The following is a 16751-nucleotide window of genomic DNA, read 5'->3' as shown; positions in this document are numbered from 1 at the left end:
GGGTTCGAAATGGCGGATTTTAATAGAAATACGATTGCCGGTGTGCAGACCGGCACGCTCTCGATCGACGAGGGCCTGCGCGCCTTCATGCTGCGCGTCTATAATTACATGGCCGCCGGTCTCGGCATCACCGGCCTCGTCGCCTATGCCGTCTATGCGCTTGCCGTGACCACCAACCAGGCCGACGCGGTCGCGCCGCCGCTGCCGAACGGCGCGATGCTGACCTATTTCGGGCAGCTCATTTTCGTCAGCCCGCTGAAATGGGTGATGCTGTTCGCGCCGCTGGCGGTGGTGTTCTTCCTCTCCGCCCGCCTGCCCAAGATGAGCGTCGAAGCCGCCCAGCTCACCTTCTGGATCTATGCCGCGCTGGTCGGCGCCTCGATCGCCTCGATCTTCCTGGTCTATGCGCATGGCTCGATCGCCCGCGTGTTCTTCATCACGGCGGCGACCTTCGGCGGCCTCAGCCTGTTCGGCTACACCACCAAGAAGGACATCTCCGGCTGGGGCTCGTTCCTGTTCATGGGCCTGATCGGCATCATCCTCGCCTCGATCGTCAACATCTTCGTCGGCTCGACGGGGCTGCAATTCGCGATCTCGGTGATCGGCGTGCTGGTCTTCGCGGGCCTCACCGCCTATGACACGCAGCAGATCAAGGAAGAATATTATGCCGGCGACACCACGCTCGTGGCCGGCCAGAAGGCGATCATGGGCGCGCTGCGTCTCTATCTCGACTTCCTGAATATGTTCCTGATGCTGCTCTCGCTGTTCGGCAACCGCGAATAGCCTCCAGGCAAGCTTGGAATTTGAAAAGGCCCCGATTTCCGGGGCCTTTTCTTTTGGTTCGCGGGCACGATCTATATCGGGCATGACCTCAACCAAGGGGGATGCCGATGTCCGTCAAAACGCATGTATTCGCGTTGAAGCGCGTTTACGAGCCGCCCTCGCCTGAGGACGGCACGCGGGTGCTGGTCGACCGGCTCTGGCCGCGCGGGCTGAGCAAGGAGAAAGCCGCCGTCGATCTCTGGCTGAAGGACGTGGCGCCGAGCGATGAGCTGCGCCACATATTCCACGGCCATCCCGACGATTGGGGCGAATTCGCTGCCGCCTATGCCAAGGAGCTGGCCGCGGAGCCGGCGCGCTCGGCGGCCGAGGAATTGCGGGCGCTGCCGGGAAAGGGGCGTGTGACGCTGCTCTATGCCTCGCGCGATGAGACGCACAACAATGCCGTGGTGCTGAAGCGCCTGCTGGAGGGCTAGTTCGGCGGGCTGAGTTCGCGTTTAGGCCGGTTTGACGCAACCCTCTCGCCAAGCCGGCAAGTAAAGGATATGTTTCTTATAAGAAATACCGTTTGATCGCACGCGGCGTCAAATCGGGGGGTGCATGGAGTTTCGCAAGGCTTCGCGCGGCGAAGACGACGGCGAGCGCCACCGGGCCGGGCTGGAGGGGTGTTCCTCCGCCGGAGAGGGCGAGCGGTGCGGCCGACTCCTTGGCCCGGCATCGCAGCGGCCGCAATCACCCGGATTTGCCTCTGGCGGCACAAGATATCTTCACCATCACCTCGGTAGATCGGCGCGAATTCACGGAGCCGGGGCCGCGAACCGAATCATGCAAGCATTCATGCTACGCTCAGCTAGGAGGTGTGCAAAATCGCAGAATTCATGAACGCGATCTTTACTTGCCCAAGTCCCTAACGCCGCTCTAACTTCCGGAGGCGCGCCATGCCAAGACTTTTCACCGGCCTCGAACTTCCCGACCACATCATCGACCGGCTAGCGATGTTAAGGGGAAAACTCTCGGGAGCGCGCTGGATCGACCCGGATCGTTATCACCTCACTTTGCGCTTTCTCGGCGATGTCGACGACGTCACCGCGCGCAGCTTCGCCTCCGCCCTGTCGGAAATCGAGTTCGCGCCCTTCGAGCTGCGCCTCACGGGCCTTGGCAGTTTTGGCGGCAACAAGCCGCGCGCCCTGTGGGCCGGCATCAAGCCGACCGAGCCGCTGCTCAGGCTGCAGAAAGCCCATGAACGGGCCGCTCGTCTCGCGGGCGAGCCGGCCGAGCCGCGCAATTTCAGCCCGCATATCACCCTCGCGCGCCTGCGCGATACCCGGCCGCAAGCGCTCGCCGAATATCTGTCCTATTTCGGCGGCTTCATCGCCGAGCCGTTTCCGGTCGAACGCTTCGTGCTGTTTTCCTCCCGCGCCAATCAGGGCGGCGGACCCTATGTGGTCGAGGAGGCTTACCCGTTCAGCGGGGCAAGGGGCCTCGAAGCGGGCGTTGCCTGATCCTTCGCGGCCTGTGCCGTGAGGCTGACCAGCAGCCCGCGGCACGCCGCATCGATGAGCTGGCAGGCATAGTCGAAGGCGCCCTTGTCCCCGAAAAAGGGGTCGGGGATCTCCTGCACCGCCAGATTGGGCGCGTAATCCATCAGCAGCTTGATCTTGTGCTGGTGATCCTTCGGCGCCAGCTTGCGCAGCCCTTCGCGATTGGAGCGGTCCATCGCCACGATCAGGTCGAAGCGCTCGAAATCAGCGGCGGCGATGCGGCGGGCGCGGAGCGTCGAGATGTCGATGCCGCGCGAGCGCATGGCGGCCTGGGCGCGTTCGTCGGGCGGGTGGCCGATATGCCAGCTTCCAAGCCCGGCGGAGTCCAGCATAAAGCGGTCGGAGAGCCGTCTTTGCGCGGCGATATTACGAAAAACGCCCTCGGCAATTGGCGATCGGCAAATATTGCCGAGACAGACGAAGAGGATATTTTGCCGCGAACTCGCACCGACCTGTTTCATCTACGGATGATGACATATGCAGGTATACGCCGCAATGCGAACTAACGTATAGGCTCTTACGTATCGGTCACAGTGTGGCGAGCACTCAACAATACGTGCGGAATGCCCAAGATTTTCAATGCGGGCGAATTATGGCGAAACAAGTTCCGCTGACATAAAAGCAACATATTCACAAATACGCATTAATCCGTATGCAGTCGGAACCTGACCGGCCGACCGCAGTTTGCTCAAAAGAACCTTGCGGTTACCGTTCAACAGGTCAGGATGAATTCACCATGAACCCGCATGAAAAGCACAGCGCTGATGGCGCCACAGAGGTGGCAGCCGAGCAACTGCGTATACAAGCTGAAGTCGACGCCAAGGAATCGGGCAAGCCGCGCTCAGAAAATAAGCAACCGATGCAAGCCGGGCAGCGCGACTATCCCTCCAAATTACCCGCCCAGCATCTGCGCAAGCCCGGCCTCGAGGATGATCTCGCCTTCGCCCCGATGTATGACGCGCCCGGCTATAAAGGCTCCGACAAACTCAAGGACATGGCCGCGCTGATCACTGGCGGCGATTCCGGCATCGGGCGGGCGGTCGCCGTGCTTTACGCCCGCGAAGGCGCCGACGTCGCCATCGTCTATCTCTGCGAGCACGAGGACGCCAAGGTGACGCAGAAGGCCGTCGAGGCCGAGGGCCGGCGCTGCATCCTGATCCCCGGCGACGTCTCCGACCCGGCCTTCGCCCGCGCGGCGGTCGAGGAGACCGTCAACGCCTTCGGCAAGCTGGACATCCTCGTCAACAACGCCGCCTTTCAGGAGCATACGGGCGACATTCTCGACCTCAGCGACGCGCATTTCGACCGCACCATCAAGACCAATCTTTACGGCTATTTCTACATGGCGCGCGCCGCCGTCCCGCATCTTAAGCCGCGCGGCTCGATCATCAATACCGGCTCGGTGACGGGCATCATGGGGTCGAAGGCGCTGCTCGACTATTCGATGACTAAAGGCGGCATCCATGCCTTCACGCGCGCGCTCGCCGGCCAGTTGATGCCGCGCGGCATCCGGGTGAACGCGGTGGCGCCGGGCCCGGTCTGGACGCCGCTGAACCCCGCCGACCGCAGCGCCGACGAGGTGCAGAGTTTCGGCTCCGACGTGCCGATGCAGCGCGCCGCCCAGCCGGAGGAAATCGCCCCGGCCTATGTCTTCCTCGCCGCCCCCTCTTGCGCGAGCTACATCACCGGCGAGATCCTGCCGGTGATCGGGGGCTATGAGTGAGGCAGTCGCGCGGTGACGTGCCGGAAAAGCACCCCTCACCCACCCGCCTGGCGGCGGGAGCCCCCTCCCGCAAAGGGAGAGGGCGGTGCAGCGCAAGCTGCGATGTGAATCTTCACGCCCGCCGCTTGCCCTCTCCCCTCAAAGGGAGAGGGCGGGCGCGAAGCGACCGGGTAAGAGCTTTGCAGCCCTAGCGGCAGCATACCCGCCTACTCTGCGGGCTTCGCCCCGGTCGGCGTGCCGCCACTCTTGCGCACGATGCCCAGGCCGCGGGCGGCGCGCATGACATAGCCGTCGCTGGCTGTGATGCCGCGGCTGATGACGTAGAAGGTCGGCGTGAAGATCAGGCCGAACACCGTCACACCCAGCATGCCGGCGAACACCGCCGTGCCGAGCGATTGCCGCATCTCGGCGCCCGCGCCACTGGCGAAGACCAGCGGCACCACGCCGAGGATGAAGGCCAGCGACGTCATCACGATGGGCCGCAGCCGGGTGCGCGCGGCTTCCACCGCCGCCTCGTAGCGCGTCTTGCCCTGCTCTTCCGCCTGCTTGGCGAACTCCACGATCAGAATGGCGTTCTTCGCCGCGAGGCCGACCAGCACGACGAGGCCGATCTCGACCAGGATGTTGCGGTCGAGCCCGCGGAAGGTCACGCCGATCATCGCCGCCAGGATACACATCGGCACGATCAGGATCACCGCGAGCGGCAAGAGCCAGCTCTCATAAAGCGCCGACAGCAGCAGGAACACGAACAGCACGCCGAGTCCGAAGGCGATGAAAGCCGTGTTGCCCGCCAGCTTTTCCTGCAAGGCGATCTCGGTCCATTCGAAGCCGAAGCCGCTCGGCAGGCGCTCCTCCGCCATCTTCTCGATGGCGGCGATGCCCTGGCCCGATGAGAAGCCCGGCGCGAGGCCGACCTGCATTTCCGCCGCCGGATAGAGATTGTAGCGCGGCACGCGGTAAGGCCCGGTCGTGTCCTTGAAGGTCGCGACGGAGCCGATCGGCACCATTTCGCCGCCGGCGCTGCGCGTCTTCAGATTGGCGACGTCGCTGAGGGTGAGACGATACGGATTGTCGGCCTGCGCCGTCACCCGATAGGTGCGGCCCAGAATGTTGAAATCATTGACGAAGGCCGAGCCCATATAGACCGACAGCGCCTCGAAGACGCGGCTGATCGGCACGCCGAGCTGTTCGGCCTTGGTGCGGTCGATATCGGCATAGAGCTGCGGCGTGCGGGTGTTGAACAGCGTGAAGGCTTGCGTGAAGCCCGGCGTCTGCATGGCCGTGCCGACGACGGTCCAGGTGGCCGCTTCCAGCGCCGGCAGGCCGCGTCCGGCGCGGTCCTGCACATAGCCCTTCAGGCCGCCGCCCGTGCCGATACCCGGCACCGATGGCGGCTCCAGCACGAAGACGAAGGCTTCGCTCAGCGCGAACATCTGCTGGCGCAGGTCGGCCAGCATGGCGTCCTTTTGCAGCCCGGCTTTCTCGCGCTCCTCGAAGGGCTGCATGGTGATGAAGATCACCCCGGAATTGGGCGCGTTGGTGAAGGTGGCGCCGTCGAAGCCGACAAAGGCGACCGCGTTCTTGATGCCGGGGCGCGAGGTGATGATGTCGCTCGCCTTGCGGATGACGGCGTCGGTGCGGTCGAGCGTGGAGCCCGGCGGCAGCGTGAAGACGGCGATGAAATAGCCGCGGTCGAGCTGCGGCACGAGGCCGGTCGGGGTGTTGACGAGATAGCGGTAGGTGACGAAAAGCAGGCCGCCATAGACCAGCACCATGACCAGGGTCAGCCGGATCAGCCGCGCCGTCGCCTTGCCGTAGCCGGAGGAGAAATGGCCGAAAGCCCAGTTGAACCCCTTGAAGAAATAGTTCAGCGGCGCGCCGAGCACGGCCAGCAGTCCGGTCTGCCTGGCGTGTCCGTTATGCGGCCGGAGCAGCAGCGCGGCCATGGCCGGCGACAGCGTCAGCGACACCAGGCAGGAGATCGCGGTCGAGGCCGCGATGGTGATGGCGAACTGGCGGTAGAACGAGCCTTGCAGCCCGGCGATGAACGCCGTCGGCAGGAACACCGCGACCAGCACCAGCGCGATGGCGATCAGCGCGAAGCCGACCTCGTCCATGGTTTTTCGCGCCGCCTCCTTGGGTGTGAAGCCTTCCTCCAGATAGCGCTCGACATTCTCGACCACCACGATGGCGTCGTCGACCACGATGCCGATGGCCAGCACCAATCCGAATAGCGATAGCGTGTTGAACGAGATGCCGACCGCCGCCATCACCGCGAAGGTGCCGATCAGCGAGACCGGGATGGCGAGGATCGGGATGATCGCCGCGCGCCAGGTCTGCAGGAACAGGATGACCACCAGCGCGACGAGGATCACGGCTTCCTCGAGCGTCCGTATCACGGCATCGACGGAGGAGCGGATGAATTCGGTCGGGTTATAGACGACGCTATAGGTGACGCCGGGCGGGAAATTGGCGGCGAGGCGCGCCATGGTGGCATTGACCGCGTCGGAGGTGGCGAGCGCGTTGGAGCCGGGCCGCTGGAAAATGGCGATGGCGGTCGCGGTCTGGTTGTTCAGATAGGCGTTGACATTGTAGTCCTGCGCGCCGAGTTCGACGCGGGCCAGATCGCGCAGCTTGATCACCTCGCCATCGTCGCTGGAGCGGATGACGATGTCGCCGAACTGGTCGGGCGAACTCAGGCGGCCGAGCGTCTGCACCGAGAGGGTGAAGGCGCCGGGCGAGGAAGCCGGTGCCTGATTGATGGAGCCGGCGGCGACCTGGAGGTTGGCGGCGCGCAGCGCGTTGACGACTTCACCGGCGGTCAGGCCGCGGGCGGCGACGCGGGCGGGGTCGAGCCACACGCGCATGGAATAGTCGCGCGCGCCGAAGATCAGCACATTGCCGACGCCGTCGACGCGGGTCAGCACGTCCTTCACGTAGAGCGTGGCGTAGTTGGAGATATATTGCTGGTCGCGCGACCCGTCGGGCGAGATCATATGCACGACCATCATCAGGTCGGGCGAGGCCTTCAGCACCGAAACGCCGAGGCGGCGCACGTCTTCCGGCAGGCGCGGCTCGGCGACGGAGACGCGGTTCTGCACCAGCACCTGGGCCTGGTCGATATTGGTGCCGGGCTTGAAGACGACGTTGATCGACAGGCTGCCGTCGCCCGTCGATTGCGAGACGATATAGAGCATGTCGTCGACGCCGTTGACTTCCTGCTCGATCGGCGCGGCGACCGTCTCGGCGATGACATCGGCCGAAGCGCCCGGATAGACCGCGCGGATATTCACGGTCGGCGGCGCGATCTCGGGGAATTCGGCAATCGGCAGCGCGGCTTGCGAAATGAAGCCGACGATGGTGACGAGCACCGCCAGAACGGTCGCGAAGATCGGCCGGTCGATGAAGAAGCGTGAAAACGGCATGGTTGGGCGCCTGATTTTTGCGGGGTCGGCCGGACAGGATCAGTTGGAGGCGACGGCTTTGATTTCACCCTGCTTGGGCGCAACCTTGGCGCCGGGGCGCACCGCGGGATTGGCGATGCCGCCGACGACGACCAGATCCTCCGGCTTCAGCCCGGTCTGCACCACGCGCAGGCCATCGACGATGGGTCCGAGCGTGACCGGGGCCGGCTTGACGACATTGTCGGCGCCGACCAGGAAGACGATCTTGCGCGCCTGATCGGACACGACGGCGTCGTCCGGGATCAGCAGCGCGTCGAACTCGCCGCCGAAGAGCTGAAGCCGCCCGAACAGGCCCGGCTGCAAAAGCTCGTCCTTGTTGGGGACGACGGCGCGGCCGCGCAGCGTGCCCGAACGGGTGCTGAGCTGGTTGTCGAGGAAGTCCATCACGCCCTCGCGGGTGAATTTCTCCTCGTCGGCCAGCTTGATGCGCACCGGAGAGCTGGCATCGCGCGATTGACGGTCGCCGGAGGTGTTGAGCCGCGCATAGCGCAGGAAATCGGTTTCCGAGATGTCGAACAGGAAGTGGATCGGGTCGCCCGAGACGATGGTGGCGAGCAGCGTGGTCGCCGCCGCCTGCCCGCCCGCGACGAGATTGCCGACATCGACCTTGCGGTCGGAAATGCGGCCGCTGATCGGGGCGCGCACTTCGGTCCAGTCGAGATTGAGCTCGCTGGTGCGCACCGCCACCTGAGCCGCCTGAAGCTGCGCGCGGGCGACCGAGAGATTGGAGCGGCGCTGCTCGAAAGTCTGTTCGCTGATGGCGCCGGACTTGGCCAGCGGCTGGGCGCGCTCCAGATCGGCCATGGCGAACTCGACCTGCGCCCCGAAACGGGCGATGTCCGCCCGCGCCGACTCGACCGCCAGCTCATAGGGCCGCTTGTCGAGCGTGAACAGCAGGTCGCCTTCCTTGACGAGCTGCCCGTCCTTGAAATTCACCTTGTCGATGAAGCCGGAGACGCGCGCACGTACTTCCACGGTATTGACCGCTTCGAAGCGGCCGGAATATTCGTCCCAGCGGGTGATGCGCTTGGCCAGCGGCTTGGACACCGTAACGGGAATTGCCGGCGGCTGCTGCGCGGCGGCGGGCAGGCCGCTCACCCAGAAGGCGGCGATAGCGGCCGCGAACGGCCAGATGGCGCGCTGTCTTACGCTCATGACGATCGATCTCCGAAAGAGCCCGGGATGCTATGACGGGTGGCGTTACGCCCTACGCGGGACGGCATAGGCCGGACTTGTAGCGTCGCAACATATTTGTACGCGGCTGCGGCTTCAACAGGTCATTTGAGCTAAATTATCGACAACTGTGGCGGAAGCGCAGCAGCGGTCGCGCCGGTGTCAGAAATTCGACACCCCGGTGTAGAAATAGCGGCCGAGGCCCACGGTGAAAATCAAGTTTCCATAAAGCGCGTGTTCGAGCACCAGCGCCCAATAGGAGCGCGAACTCTGGTAGCGCCAAGCAAAGAGCAGCCCGCCGAGGAAACTGATGACCAGTGTCGTCAGATTCTGGAAAACGATGTGGCTGAAGGAGAACAGCACGGCGTTGAGCATGATGCCGGCCTGAGGGTCACCGGCGAAAAGCGCGCCATAGCGGTGGAAGAAGAACACCCGGTACATGATCTCCTGCGTCGTCACCGAGATCACCGGGTAGAGGATCATCACCATGATCCAGGTGTCGTAGGCAAAGCGCGGGAAGCGCAGGAAACGGTCGCCGACATCGTGATAGGCGAACAGCGCGATGGCGGGGCCGGCCACGGCGAAGACGGCGAGGATGCTCGCAAGCACGGGCAGGCTGATGCCGACGCGCAAGTGCTCGCGCCAGGAAAAGCTCCGGTCGAAGGTCAGGAAAAAGATGAAGAAGACGAAGACCGGCAGCAGCAGTGTGAACAGCGGGATGCGGAAATCGTAGAGCAGGCTGTAGACGCCGATGGGCGTCGCGACGAAGAACACCAGCATTTCCAGCGTCAGCCACACCCGGCGCAAAGGGCTGATGCGCTCGCGTTCAGGACGCAGGGCGGCCCTCGTGCCCGCCGGCTCGCCCGTCGTCACGGCGTCAGAGCTCATCGGCCGGCCTCGGTGTGGCCGAGCTGCGATTGCCGCCAGCGGCCATAGCGCCACGGCGCCCAGGGATGATGTTCGCCGCGAATGTCCGGGGCGGGGTCGAAGCCGCTGGTGCCCCAGGGCGCGCAGCGCAGGAGGCGCGACAGCGTCAGCCAGAAGCCGCGCCAGGCGCCGTTCCGGTCGATGGCGTCGAGCCCGTATTCCGAGCAGGTCGGCAGATGCCGGCAGCGCTGCCCGATCAGCGGCGACAGCGTGTAGCGGTAAAGCTTGATCGGCAGCTTCAGGCCGATGGCGGCAAGCTTGCTGGCACGAGCTGCGGTGGACATGGGCAGCGATCTTTCGTCTGACGCACGAGGATGCAAGCTTAGGTGGGGTCGGCGCGGCGATAGGGAAGAGCTAAATCGCTTCCTTGGAAAATGCACCATCTTCCTGCGCGCGGGCGGCGATTGCGCTGGCGGAGTGGGGAATTTCCGAAAAGGAGAGAAACCAGACCGTGACCGAAATTCCTTGGGGGACGGTCACGGCCTGGGAAAAAAAGCGCCCAACCCCGGCGATGGTTGGGCGCTCTATGCGTGTACTACGCTGTGCGTCGGGAGGGATGCCGACGCTGTAGCGAGGCCTTCGGTTAGACGGGGGGCACTACCGATGGTGACTGACCTCGCCACTGTCACAGTACATAGGCTAATATAGCACAGCCATTGACCAAATCACCAGAAAATCCGAACTAAGCCTTGACAGTTGCGAATCCGCCGCAGTCTGGTTCCGGTTTGCCGAGAAATCTCAGGCATTTGGCCGGATTCGCTCAGATTCCGGGTCTCAGTTCGAGCCGCCCCGGAACTTCGGCATTCCGAGATCTTGCGAAAATGTGAACAGCTTCGGATCGGCCGGTTTGTTGAGTTCGAGGCCGGCAAGCTGGATGCGCGTATTCAGTCCTTGCGCGTCCGAGATGATCCATTCCTTCAGCGCAAGCTGCGGATAGTCGAAGAACAGGCGGATCTGACCGCCGGCGCGGCCTTCCCGGTCCTGCAAGGTCACGACGACGATCTTGTCGCCGATATCGAGCGCGATGATCGAGGCGTCGCGCGCCAGATCCACCACTTCGGTCAGCAGCAGGCGGAAGGGCGTCGATTCCAGCGGATAGCGGTCGGTGGTGTTCAGGTCATGGTCCTCGATGGCGAGATATTTGCCGTTCGAGATGATCTTCTGGCGGCTCGGCAGCGAGTAGTCGAAGCGCACCTTGCCCGGACGCTCGATGTGGAAGCGGCCCTTCTTGCGCTTGTCGTCGGCGTCCGTCTGCACGAACTCGCCTTCGAGATTTTTGAGATTGTTAAAATAGGCGTTGATCTGGTCGAGCACCGCGACCTGTTCCGGCGCGCCGGTATATTGGCTGGTCTGGGGCGGGGCGAGGCCGAATTGCGCATCCCAGCCGGCGCTGCCCGCGCCGACGGCGTTGGGCGCGGCGGCCTGGGTCTCGGGCTGCTGGTCGGGGACTGCCGGAGCCTCGACGGGTGCCGGGGCGGGCGCCGGCGGCGCGGCGGGCTCGACCGGGGCCGGCGCCGGCGCGGCGGCGGGCGGCGCGGAGGGCGTGGTCTTGCTATGCACCGACGTGCCCGACGATTGGGCGAGGGCGTAAGGCGCGGCCAGCAGGGACAGCGACAGCGCCGCCATGCCGAATGTTCCGGTCAGGATTGCTTTCAAAGGATTTTTATCCCCGTTCATTGCTCGGCTCTCTCGTGGCACACCAAATTTGCGCCCACTCTGGCGCGAAAATAACGCAAAATCTAGACGCTGAGTGCAATTTATGGAAGCCGCGAGGCCGATCCGGGCGCTTTTCCTACCGGATCGATTTGCAACAACAGCATGGCCGTTTGCCGGGCGATGAGCTTTGCCACAATTACACGGTGCAATTGTGGCGGCGCCTTTTACGCTAACCGGCTTCGCCGCCCATGACTTCGCGTTTTCCGGTGCGATTCGGCGGGCTGATGATGCCATCGGCCTCCATGCGCTCGATCAGCGAGGCCGCCCGGTTATAGCCGATGCCGAGGCGGCGCTGCAAATAGCTGGTGGTCGCGCGCCGGTCGCGCAGCACCACTTCGATGGCCTGATCGTAGACATTGTCGCCGCTCGAGCCCTTGCCGGGCATATCGCCGCGCCCGTCCTCGTCACGGGCGAATTCATCGTCCAGCAGCCCGTCGAGATAGTCGGGCTCGCCCTGCACGCGCAGCACGTTGACGACGCTCTCGACCTCGTCGTCGGAGACGAACGGCCCATGCGCGCGCATGATCCGGCCGCCCGCCGCCATGGTCAGCATGTCGCCCGCGCCCAGGAGCTGCTCGGCGCCCATCTCGCCCAGAATGGTGCGGCTGTCGATTTTCGACGTCACCTGGAAGCTGATGCGGCTGGGGAAATTCGCCTTGATGGTGCCGGTGATGACGTCGACGCTGGGACGCTGGGTCGCCATGATGAGGTGGATGCCTGCGGCGCGCGCCATCTGCGACAGGCGCTGCACGGCGTGCTCGATGTCCTTGCCGGCGACCATCATCAGGTCGGCCATTTCGTCGATGACGACGACGATATAGGGCATCGGGCTGGGATCGATGTCCTCGCGCTCATAGATCGGCGTGCCGGTCTCCTCGTCGAAGCCGGTCTGCACGGTGCGGGCGAGCGGCTCGCCGGTGCGCCTGGAACGGGCGACCTTCTGATTGAAGCCGAGGATGTTGCGGACGCCGACCTTGCACATGCGCTCATAGCGCGCGTTCATCTCGCCGACGGTCCATTTCAGCGCCTTGATCGCCTGCTGCGGGTCGGTGACGACGGGCGTGAGCAGATGCGGGATGCCGTCATAGACGGAGAGCTCCAGCATCTTCGGGTCGATCATGATGAAGCGGCATTCCTCCGGCGGCAGCCGGTAGAGCAGCGACAGGATCATGGTGTTGATGGCTACGGACTTGCCCGAGCCGGTGGTGCCCGCGATCAGCAGATGCGGCATCCGCGCCAGATCGACGATGACGGGATCGCCGCCGATGGTTTTGCCGAGCGCCAGCGACAGACGGCCCTTGCCGGCGGTAAATTCCTTGGATTCGAGCAGCTCGCGCAGGTAGACGACTTCGCGGTTGTTGTTCGGCAGCTCGATGCCGATGGCGTCGCGGCCGGGGATGACGGCGACGCGGGCCGAGACCGCGCTCATCGAGCGGGCGATGTCGTCGGCGAGGCCGATGACGCGCGAGGATTTGGTGCCGCGCGCGGGCTCGAACTCATAGAGCGTGATGACCGGGCCTGGATGCACGCCGGTGATCTGGCCCTTGATGCGGAAATCCTCGAGCACGCCCTGTAGCATCTCGGCGCGGCGGCCGAGGGCGGCGTCGGAAAGCTCGGGGTCGTTATGGCGCGGCGGCGGGGGGCTGAGCAGTTTCAGCGGCGGCAGCTCGAACTCCGCCGCTTCTTCTACCTGCGCGAGGGCGTGGCGGGCGGCGCCATTACCGGCGCGGGGCGGCATCGGCCTGCCGCGCTGCGCGGCAGGCGCCGGGCCGCGATAGACCGCGGGCGCAAGGGCGAGTTTCGGAGCCGGCGCGGCGGGCTGCGGCGGCTCGATGTAAGCGGCCTCGTCCTCTTCGTAATAAGCCTCGTCGAGACCGTCGTCATAATCGTCATTGGCGGAGGGGCCGTGCTGCACCGCGTGCTGCTGGTGCTCCTGCGCATATTGCGGCGTGTCCCAATAGGGCTGCGGCGGCACGGGCGGCGGCGGCGCCTGCCGCCGCAGCCCTATTNTTTGGCCAGGGGCTTCAGGGCTTTGCTGGAACGCGCCTCGATTTCGAAGCGGCCGCGCGGATGCGGGAAGTCCAGCGCCTCCTCCTCGTGGCCATAGCCGCCGAAGCGCGGATTGAAGGAGCCGTCCACGGCGCGCGAGGGGGCGAAGCGGTTGGGGTCTTCGGGCTGCCAATAGACTTTTCCGCCCGGCCGCTTCGAAATCGAGGCGCGTTCCAGCAAAGCCCTGAAGCCCCTGGCCAAAGCACGCAGGCCCGCGAAGGCCAGGGCCAATGCCGCTTTCAGCAGACTGCCACGGCGCTGCCCCCGCCTCTGTCCGCGCGACTGCCAGAGCATGCCAAGATCCTGATTGCCCATGCCGGCGGCGCGCAGCAGCGTGATGATGCCCAGGACACCCGCCACGGTGCCGCCGACCGCGCCGGCGGCCTGATGATTGAGAAAGCCGCCGACATTCAGGAAGAAGGAGCGGCCGAAATCGCCGATGACGCCGCCGAGCCCATGCGTCAGCAGCCAGCCGCTCGGCTGCGGCAGCATGCTCAGCGTGCTGGCGATGAAGATCAGCGACAGCGTCCACATGGCGAGCCGGTGGCGCGGGTTGGTGACTCGCTCGCCGCTCATCAGGGCGAGGCCCCAGGCGGCGGGCGGCAGGAACAGCGTGATCGCGCCGAGCCCGAGCATCTGGAACAGCGTGTCGGCGAGCGAGGCGCCGGTCGAGCCGAGCAGGTTGTTCGGCGTGCCGCCCGTCGCCCGGTTCAGGCTGGGATCGGAAATCGACCAGGTCAGCAGGCTGATCCAGCCGATGACCGCCATCGCAATCAGCGCACCGCCCACCATCCGCATCGGCAGGCGGTGGATTTCATTCTCCACCTCGCCTGGAAGGATGCGGCCGGAGTCGCTGATGCGGTAGTGGGACATAGATCAACTCAGGTAACGGGTCAGACGCGCAAAAGCCTCCCGCGTAAGCGCCAGATCATCGACGAGGGCAATGCGGACATAGTCCGCGCCCGGGTTGTGACCGGCCGAATCCGTCTGCGCGAGGTAGGCCCCTGGTAAGAGTTTGACACCGCATTCTTTCCAAAAGGTTTTCGCCGCCGCTTCGCCACCGCCGAAATGATCCATTTTGGGCCATAAAAAGAAGGATCCGGCGGGGTCGGCGAAATCCAGCGCGCCGCCGAGCATGGCGCGGGCGAGAGCGAATTTCTCGACATAGATGGCGCGGCTGGCCTCGACATGGCTCTCCTCGCCCCACAGCACCGCCGAGGCGTGCTGGACGGGCAGGGCCAGTTGCGGCGCGGCGACATTGCGGAATTTGGCAAAAGCGGCCAGGAAATTTTCGTCGCCGGCAATGAAGCCGGACCGAAGGCCGGGCACGTTCGAGCGCTTCGAAAGCGAATTGAATGTGAGCACATTGGCGAAATCGCCGGCACCCAGCCGGTGCGCGGTTTCCAGGCCGCCGGTCGGGGGGAGGGCGGTGTAGACCTCGGAATAGCACTCATCGAGGAAGAGCAGGAAATCGTACTCCCGGGCAAGGCCGATGGCTTTGGCGAGATAGGCCGGGCTGGCCACGGAGCCTTGCGGGTTGGCGGGCGAAGCGAGGTAGAAGGCGACGGTGCGCGCCAGCGTATCGGCGGGGATGGCGTCGAGGTCGGGCAGGAAGCCGGTTGATTGCTCGGCGGCGAGAAAGACGGGCTCCGCTCCTGCGGCGACCGCTGCCGCCAGATAGGCCTGGTAGAAGGGGTTCGGCATCAGCACGGCGGGCCGAGCGACGCTTGCGCGGCGGGCGATGGCCGGAAAGATCGCGGTGAACAGCCCTTCGCGCGATCCGCTGAGCGGCAGGATGTGGCGGGCCGGATCGATCGCGCCCTGCAGGGCCGGATAGCGCCGCTGCAGCCATGCCCCGATGGCGCCGACCAGTTCCGGCGTGCCCTGGATCGGCGGGTATTTGGCGTAACCGGCGAAACCGGCTTGCAGCGCCTCGGCCAGGAAACCGGGCATCGCATGCCGCGGCTCGCCGATGGTCATGTCGACGGGCGGCAGGCCGGGCTCGATGCCGTCGAGCGCCGTGCGCAGACGGGCGAAGGGCGATTGGATCAGGCGGCTGAGTTCGCCGAGGGGGTTGGCGGAGTGGTGGGGCATGGGCTTACTCTCGCGGCAGGGGATTGCAGGCGCGCGAGACTAACGGGCGGACATGGTGGCGTCCAGCCACGGCGGAGACGGCAACCCCGCCGCCGGAATGCGCCGGCGGCGGGGGCGTGCGACATCAGACGGCAATGGCGGCTTGCCGGGCGAAATAGGCGCTGAAAACCCCCGCCGCTTCCCAGTCGAAATCGAGGCGTTCGCTCCCGCAGGGGCCGCGCTTGGATTTCCAATTCGTCGTCAACTGGCGGCAATGCCAATATTCGATCTTGTCCGTGGTCATGAAATTCTTGAGAAAGCCTCGCACGGCGCCATGCACGTCCCAGTGGCTGGTCCGGAACAGGCCGCGCGGATCGATGCAATATTTCGTCTGCCGGCAGGCATCATCCTCGCTCCGATAGACATGGCAGGAATGGCGCACTTCGTCGCCCGCATGGCCGGGATCGAGGTCGCGCCAGCGCCCCCGGAACAGCAGATAGCCCAAGGGCGACCGCCGCGTGGCCGAAAATATCGTCGCCTGCGGGATCGGCTTGATTAGCTCGTCCAAGTCCGTGCACAGCACGCCGGCGGCCTGGGACAGATATTTCCGCCTGGCGATGTTGAGGATCCCCACCTGCAGGAACATGGTGTCGCTATAGGCCTTGCATCCGAAGCTGAACGGCGCGGAGACCACCTGCACGCGCTCCATGCCGGGAACCGCCCGCAGCGTTTCATCGATCTCGGCCGGCTCGTAGCGGCTCGACCCGTTGTCGAAGAAGACGACGCCCTGCAGGCCATGCACCCGGACGTGATAATCCGCCCAATCGCGCACCCAATGCAGGTCATTGTCCTTCGATTTCAGCACCGCGCAATTCAGGCCGCGAAACCGCTCCGTCTGCTGCTCGGAGACGAGAATCCGAATGTCGAAGCCGCCATATTGGAAACGCAGATGGTTCGGTCGCTCACGGCATTTCAGCCAAACTTCGGCGAACCGCTTATATTGCCAGATCGAGGTGACGGTCAGCGCATCGCCGCCCGAGGTGAATTTCCCTTGCCGGACGAGCTGCTCGAAATTCATCAGCTTCGGGCAAATCAGGCAGATCGCCCGTTTGCGGGGCAAATAGAACGCATCGTAGGCGAGCGTGTGGAAGTCGTATTGATCCAACGCGTCGGGGCAGCGCCCCGCCTCGGGAACGATGAAATCCCGCCGAAACTCACCCGATGCCGGGAAGCGGATGCCTGTGAGAGTTTCGATCATTGTGCGGCCTCGCACGCAAAACACATAGGCCGACCTGCCATGCAGTT

General features: G+C 64.8%; 13 protein-coding genes and 1 pseudogene. 4 read left to right on the top strand and 10 right to left on the bottom strand.

The window, feature by feature from the left end; translation table 11 throughout:
* The first annotated feature begins 9 nt into the window (after nucleotides 1-9).
* From BLEFHOIH_RS04460 to thpR, 3 genes are all read left to right on the top strand, one after another.
* The gene (locus tag BLEFHOIH_RS04460; protein ID WP_088343308.1) at nucleotides 10-783 is read left to right on the top strand and encodes a Bax inhibitor-1/YccA family protein; all 774 of its coding nucleotides are present in this window, start codon (nucleotides 10-12) and stop codon (nucleotides 781-783) included.
* A gap of 107 nt (nucleotides 784-890) precedes the next feature.
* Nucleotides 891-1256, top strand: coding sequence for a DUF488 family protein (locus BLEFHOIH_RS04455; RefSeq protein WP_088343414.1), 366 nt, complete (start codon nucleotides 891-893; stop codon nucleotides 1254-1256).
* A gap of 462 nt (nucleotides 1257-1718) precedes the next feature.
* Complete coding sequence (thpR, locus tag BLEFHOIH_RS04450) at nucleotides 1719-2282, top strand: RNA 2',3'-cyclic phosphodiesterase (protein WP_088343307.1); 564 nt, start codon at nucleotides 1719-1721, stop codon at nucleotides 2280-2282.
* On the opposite strand, the gene BLEFHOIH_RS04445 is transcribed toward thpR, so the two are convergent.
* Nucleotides 2237-2782 carry a low molecular weight protein-tyrosine-phosphatase gene (locus BLEFHOIH_RS04445; RefSeq protein ID WP_088343306.1) on the bottom strand — a complete coding sequence of 182 codons (546 nt, stop codon included), beginning with the start codon at nucleotides 2780-2782 and terminating at the stop codon, nucleotides 2237-2239. The two genes, thpR and BLEFHOIH_RS04445, sit on opposite strands and share 46 nt — an antisense overlap.
* Before the next feature lie 275 nt (nucleotides 2783-3057).
* On the opposite strand from BLEFHOIH_RS04445, the gene BLEFHOIH_RS04440 reads away from it, so the two are divergent.
* A complete protein-coding gene (locus BLEFHOIH_RS04440) occupies nucleotides 3058-4044 on the top strand; it encodes an SDR family oxidoreductase (protein WP_088343305.1) in 987 nt (328 codons plus the stop codon).
* Between the two features lie 206 nt (nucleotides 4045-4250).
* Here the strand turns inward: BLEFHOIH_RS04440 and BLEFHOIH_RS04435 are convergent, their stop codons facing one another.
* From BLEFHOIH_RS04435 to BLEFHOIH_RS04395, 9 genes and pseudogenes are all read right to left on the bottom strand, one after another.
* Nucleotides 4251-7469 (bottom strand): multidrug efflux RND transporter permease subunit, encoded by a 3219-nt coding sequence (locus tag BLEFHOIH_RS04435; protein WP_088343304.1) that lies wholly within the window; start codon nucleotides 7467-7469, stop codon nucleotides 4251-4253.
* 39 nt (nucleotides 7470-7508) lie between these two features.
* Nucleotides 7509-8663, bottom strand: a complete 1155-nt coding sequence (locus tag BLEFHOIH_RS04430; protein WP_088343303.1) for an efflux RND transporter periplasmic adaptor subunit — start codon at nucleotides 8661-8663, stop codon at nucleotides 7509-7511.
* A gap of 180 nt (nucleotides 8664-8843) precedes the next feature.
* Nucleotides 8844-9569, bottom strand: coding sequence for a CPBP family intramembrane glutamic endopeptidase (locus BLEFHOIH_RS04425; protein WP_088343302.1), 726 nt, complete (start codon nucleotides 9567-9569; stop codon nucleotides 8844-8846).
* Nucleotides 9566-9892, bottom strand: a complete 327-nt coding sequence (gene yidD, locus BLEFHOIH_RS04420) for a membrane protein insertion efficiency factor YidD (protein WP_088343301.1) — start codon at nucleotides 9890-9892, stop codon at nucleotides 9566-9568. The genes BLEFHOIH_RS04425 and yidD overlap by 4 nt, the downstream gene beginning before the upstream one ends.
* Nucleotides 9893-10382: 490 nt before the next feature.
* Nucleotides 10383-11285, bottom strand: coding sequence for an outer-membrane lipoprotein carrier protein LolA (locus BLEFHOIH_RS26560; protein WP_088343300.1), 903 nt, complete (start codon nucleotides 11283-11285; stop codon nucleotides 10383-10385).
* 208 nt (nucleotides 11286-11493) lie between these two features.
* Nucleotides 11494-13333, bottom strand: a pseudogene (locus BLEFHOIH_RS04410) (DNA translocase FtsK); the annotation flags it as partial.
* 1 nt (nucleotide 13334) lies between these two features.
* The coding region (locus tag BLEFHOIH_RS04405; protein WP_210191840.1) for a DNA translocase FtsK 4TM domain-containing protein at nucleotides 13335-14246 on the bottom strand (912 nt) is incomplete at its 3' end.
* A 3-nt stretch (nucleotides 14247-14249) separates the two neighbouring features.
* Nucleotides 14250-15467: an aminotransferase class I/II-fold pyridoxal phosphate-dependent enzyme gene (locus tag BLEFHOIH_RS04400; protein WP_088343298.1), complete on the bottom strand. Its 1218-nt coding sequence runs from the start codon at nucleotides 15465-15467 to the stop codon at nucleotides 14250-14252.
* Between the two features lie 124 nt (nucleotides 15468-15591).
* A complete protein-coding gene (locus tag BLEFHOIH_RS04395) occupies nucleotides 15592-16704 on the bottom strand; it encodes a hypothetical protein (protein WP_125461574.1) in 1113 nt (370 codons plus the stop codon).
* Between the last annotated feature and the right edge of the window lie 47 nt (nucleotides 16705-16751).

This window comes from Rhodomicrobium sp. R_RK_3, from assembly GCF_002198715.1.
Taxonomy (GTDB): domain Bacteria; phylum Pseudomonadota; class Alphaproteobacteria; order Rhizobiales; family Rhodomicrobiaceae; genus R-RK-3.
The sequence above is the reverse complement of the archived record's forward strand: the minus strand, read 5'-3'. Positions and strand labels throughout refer to the sequence as shown.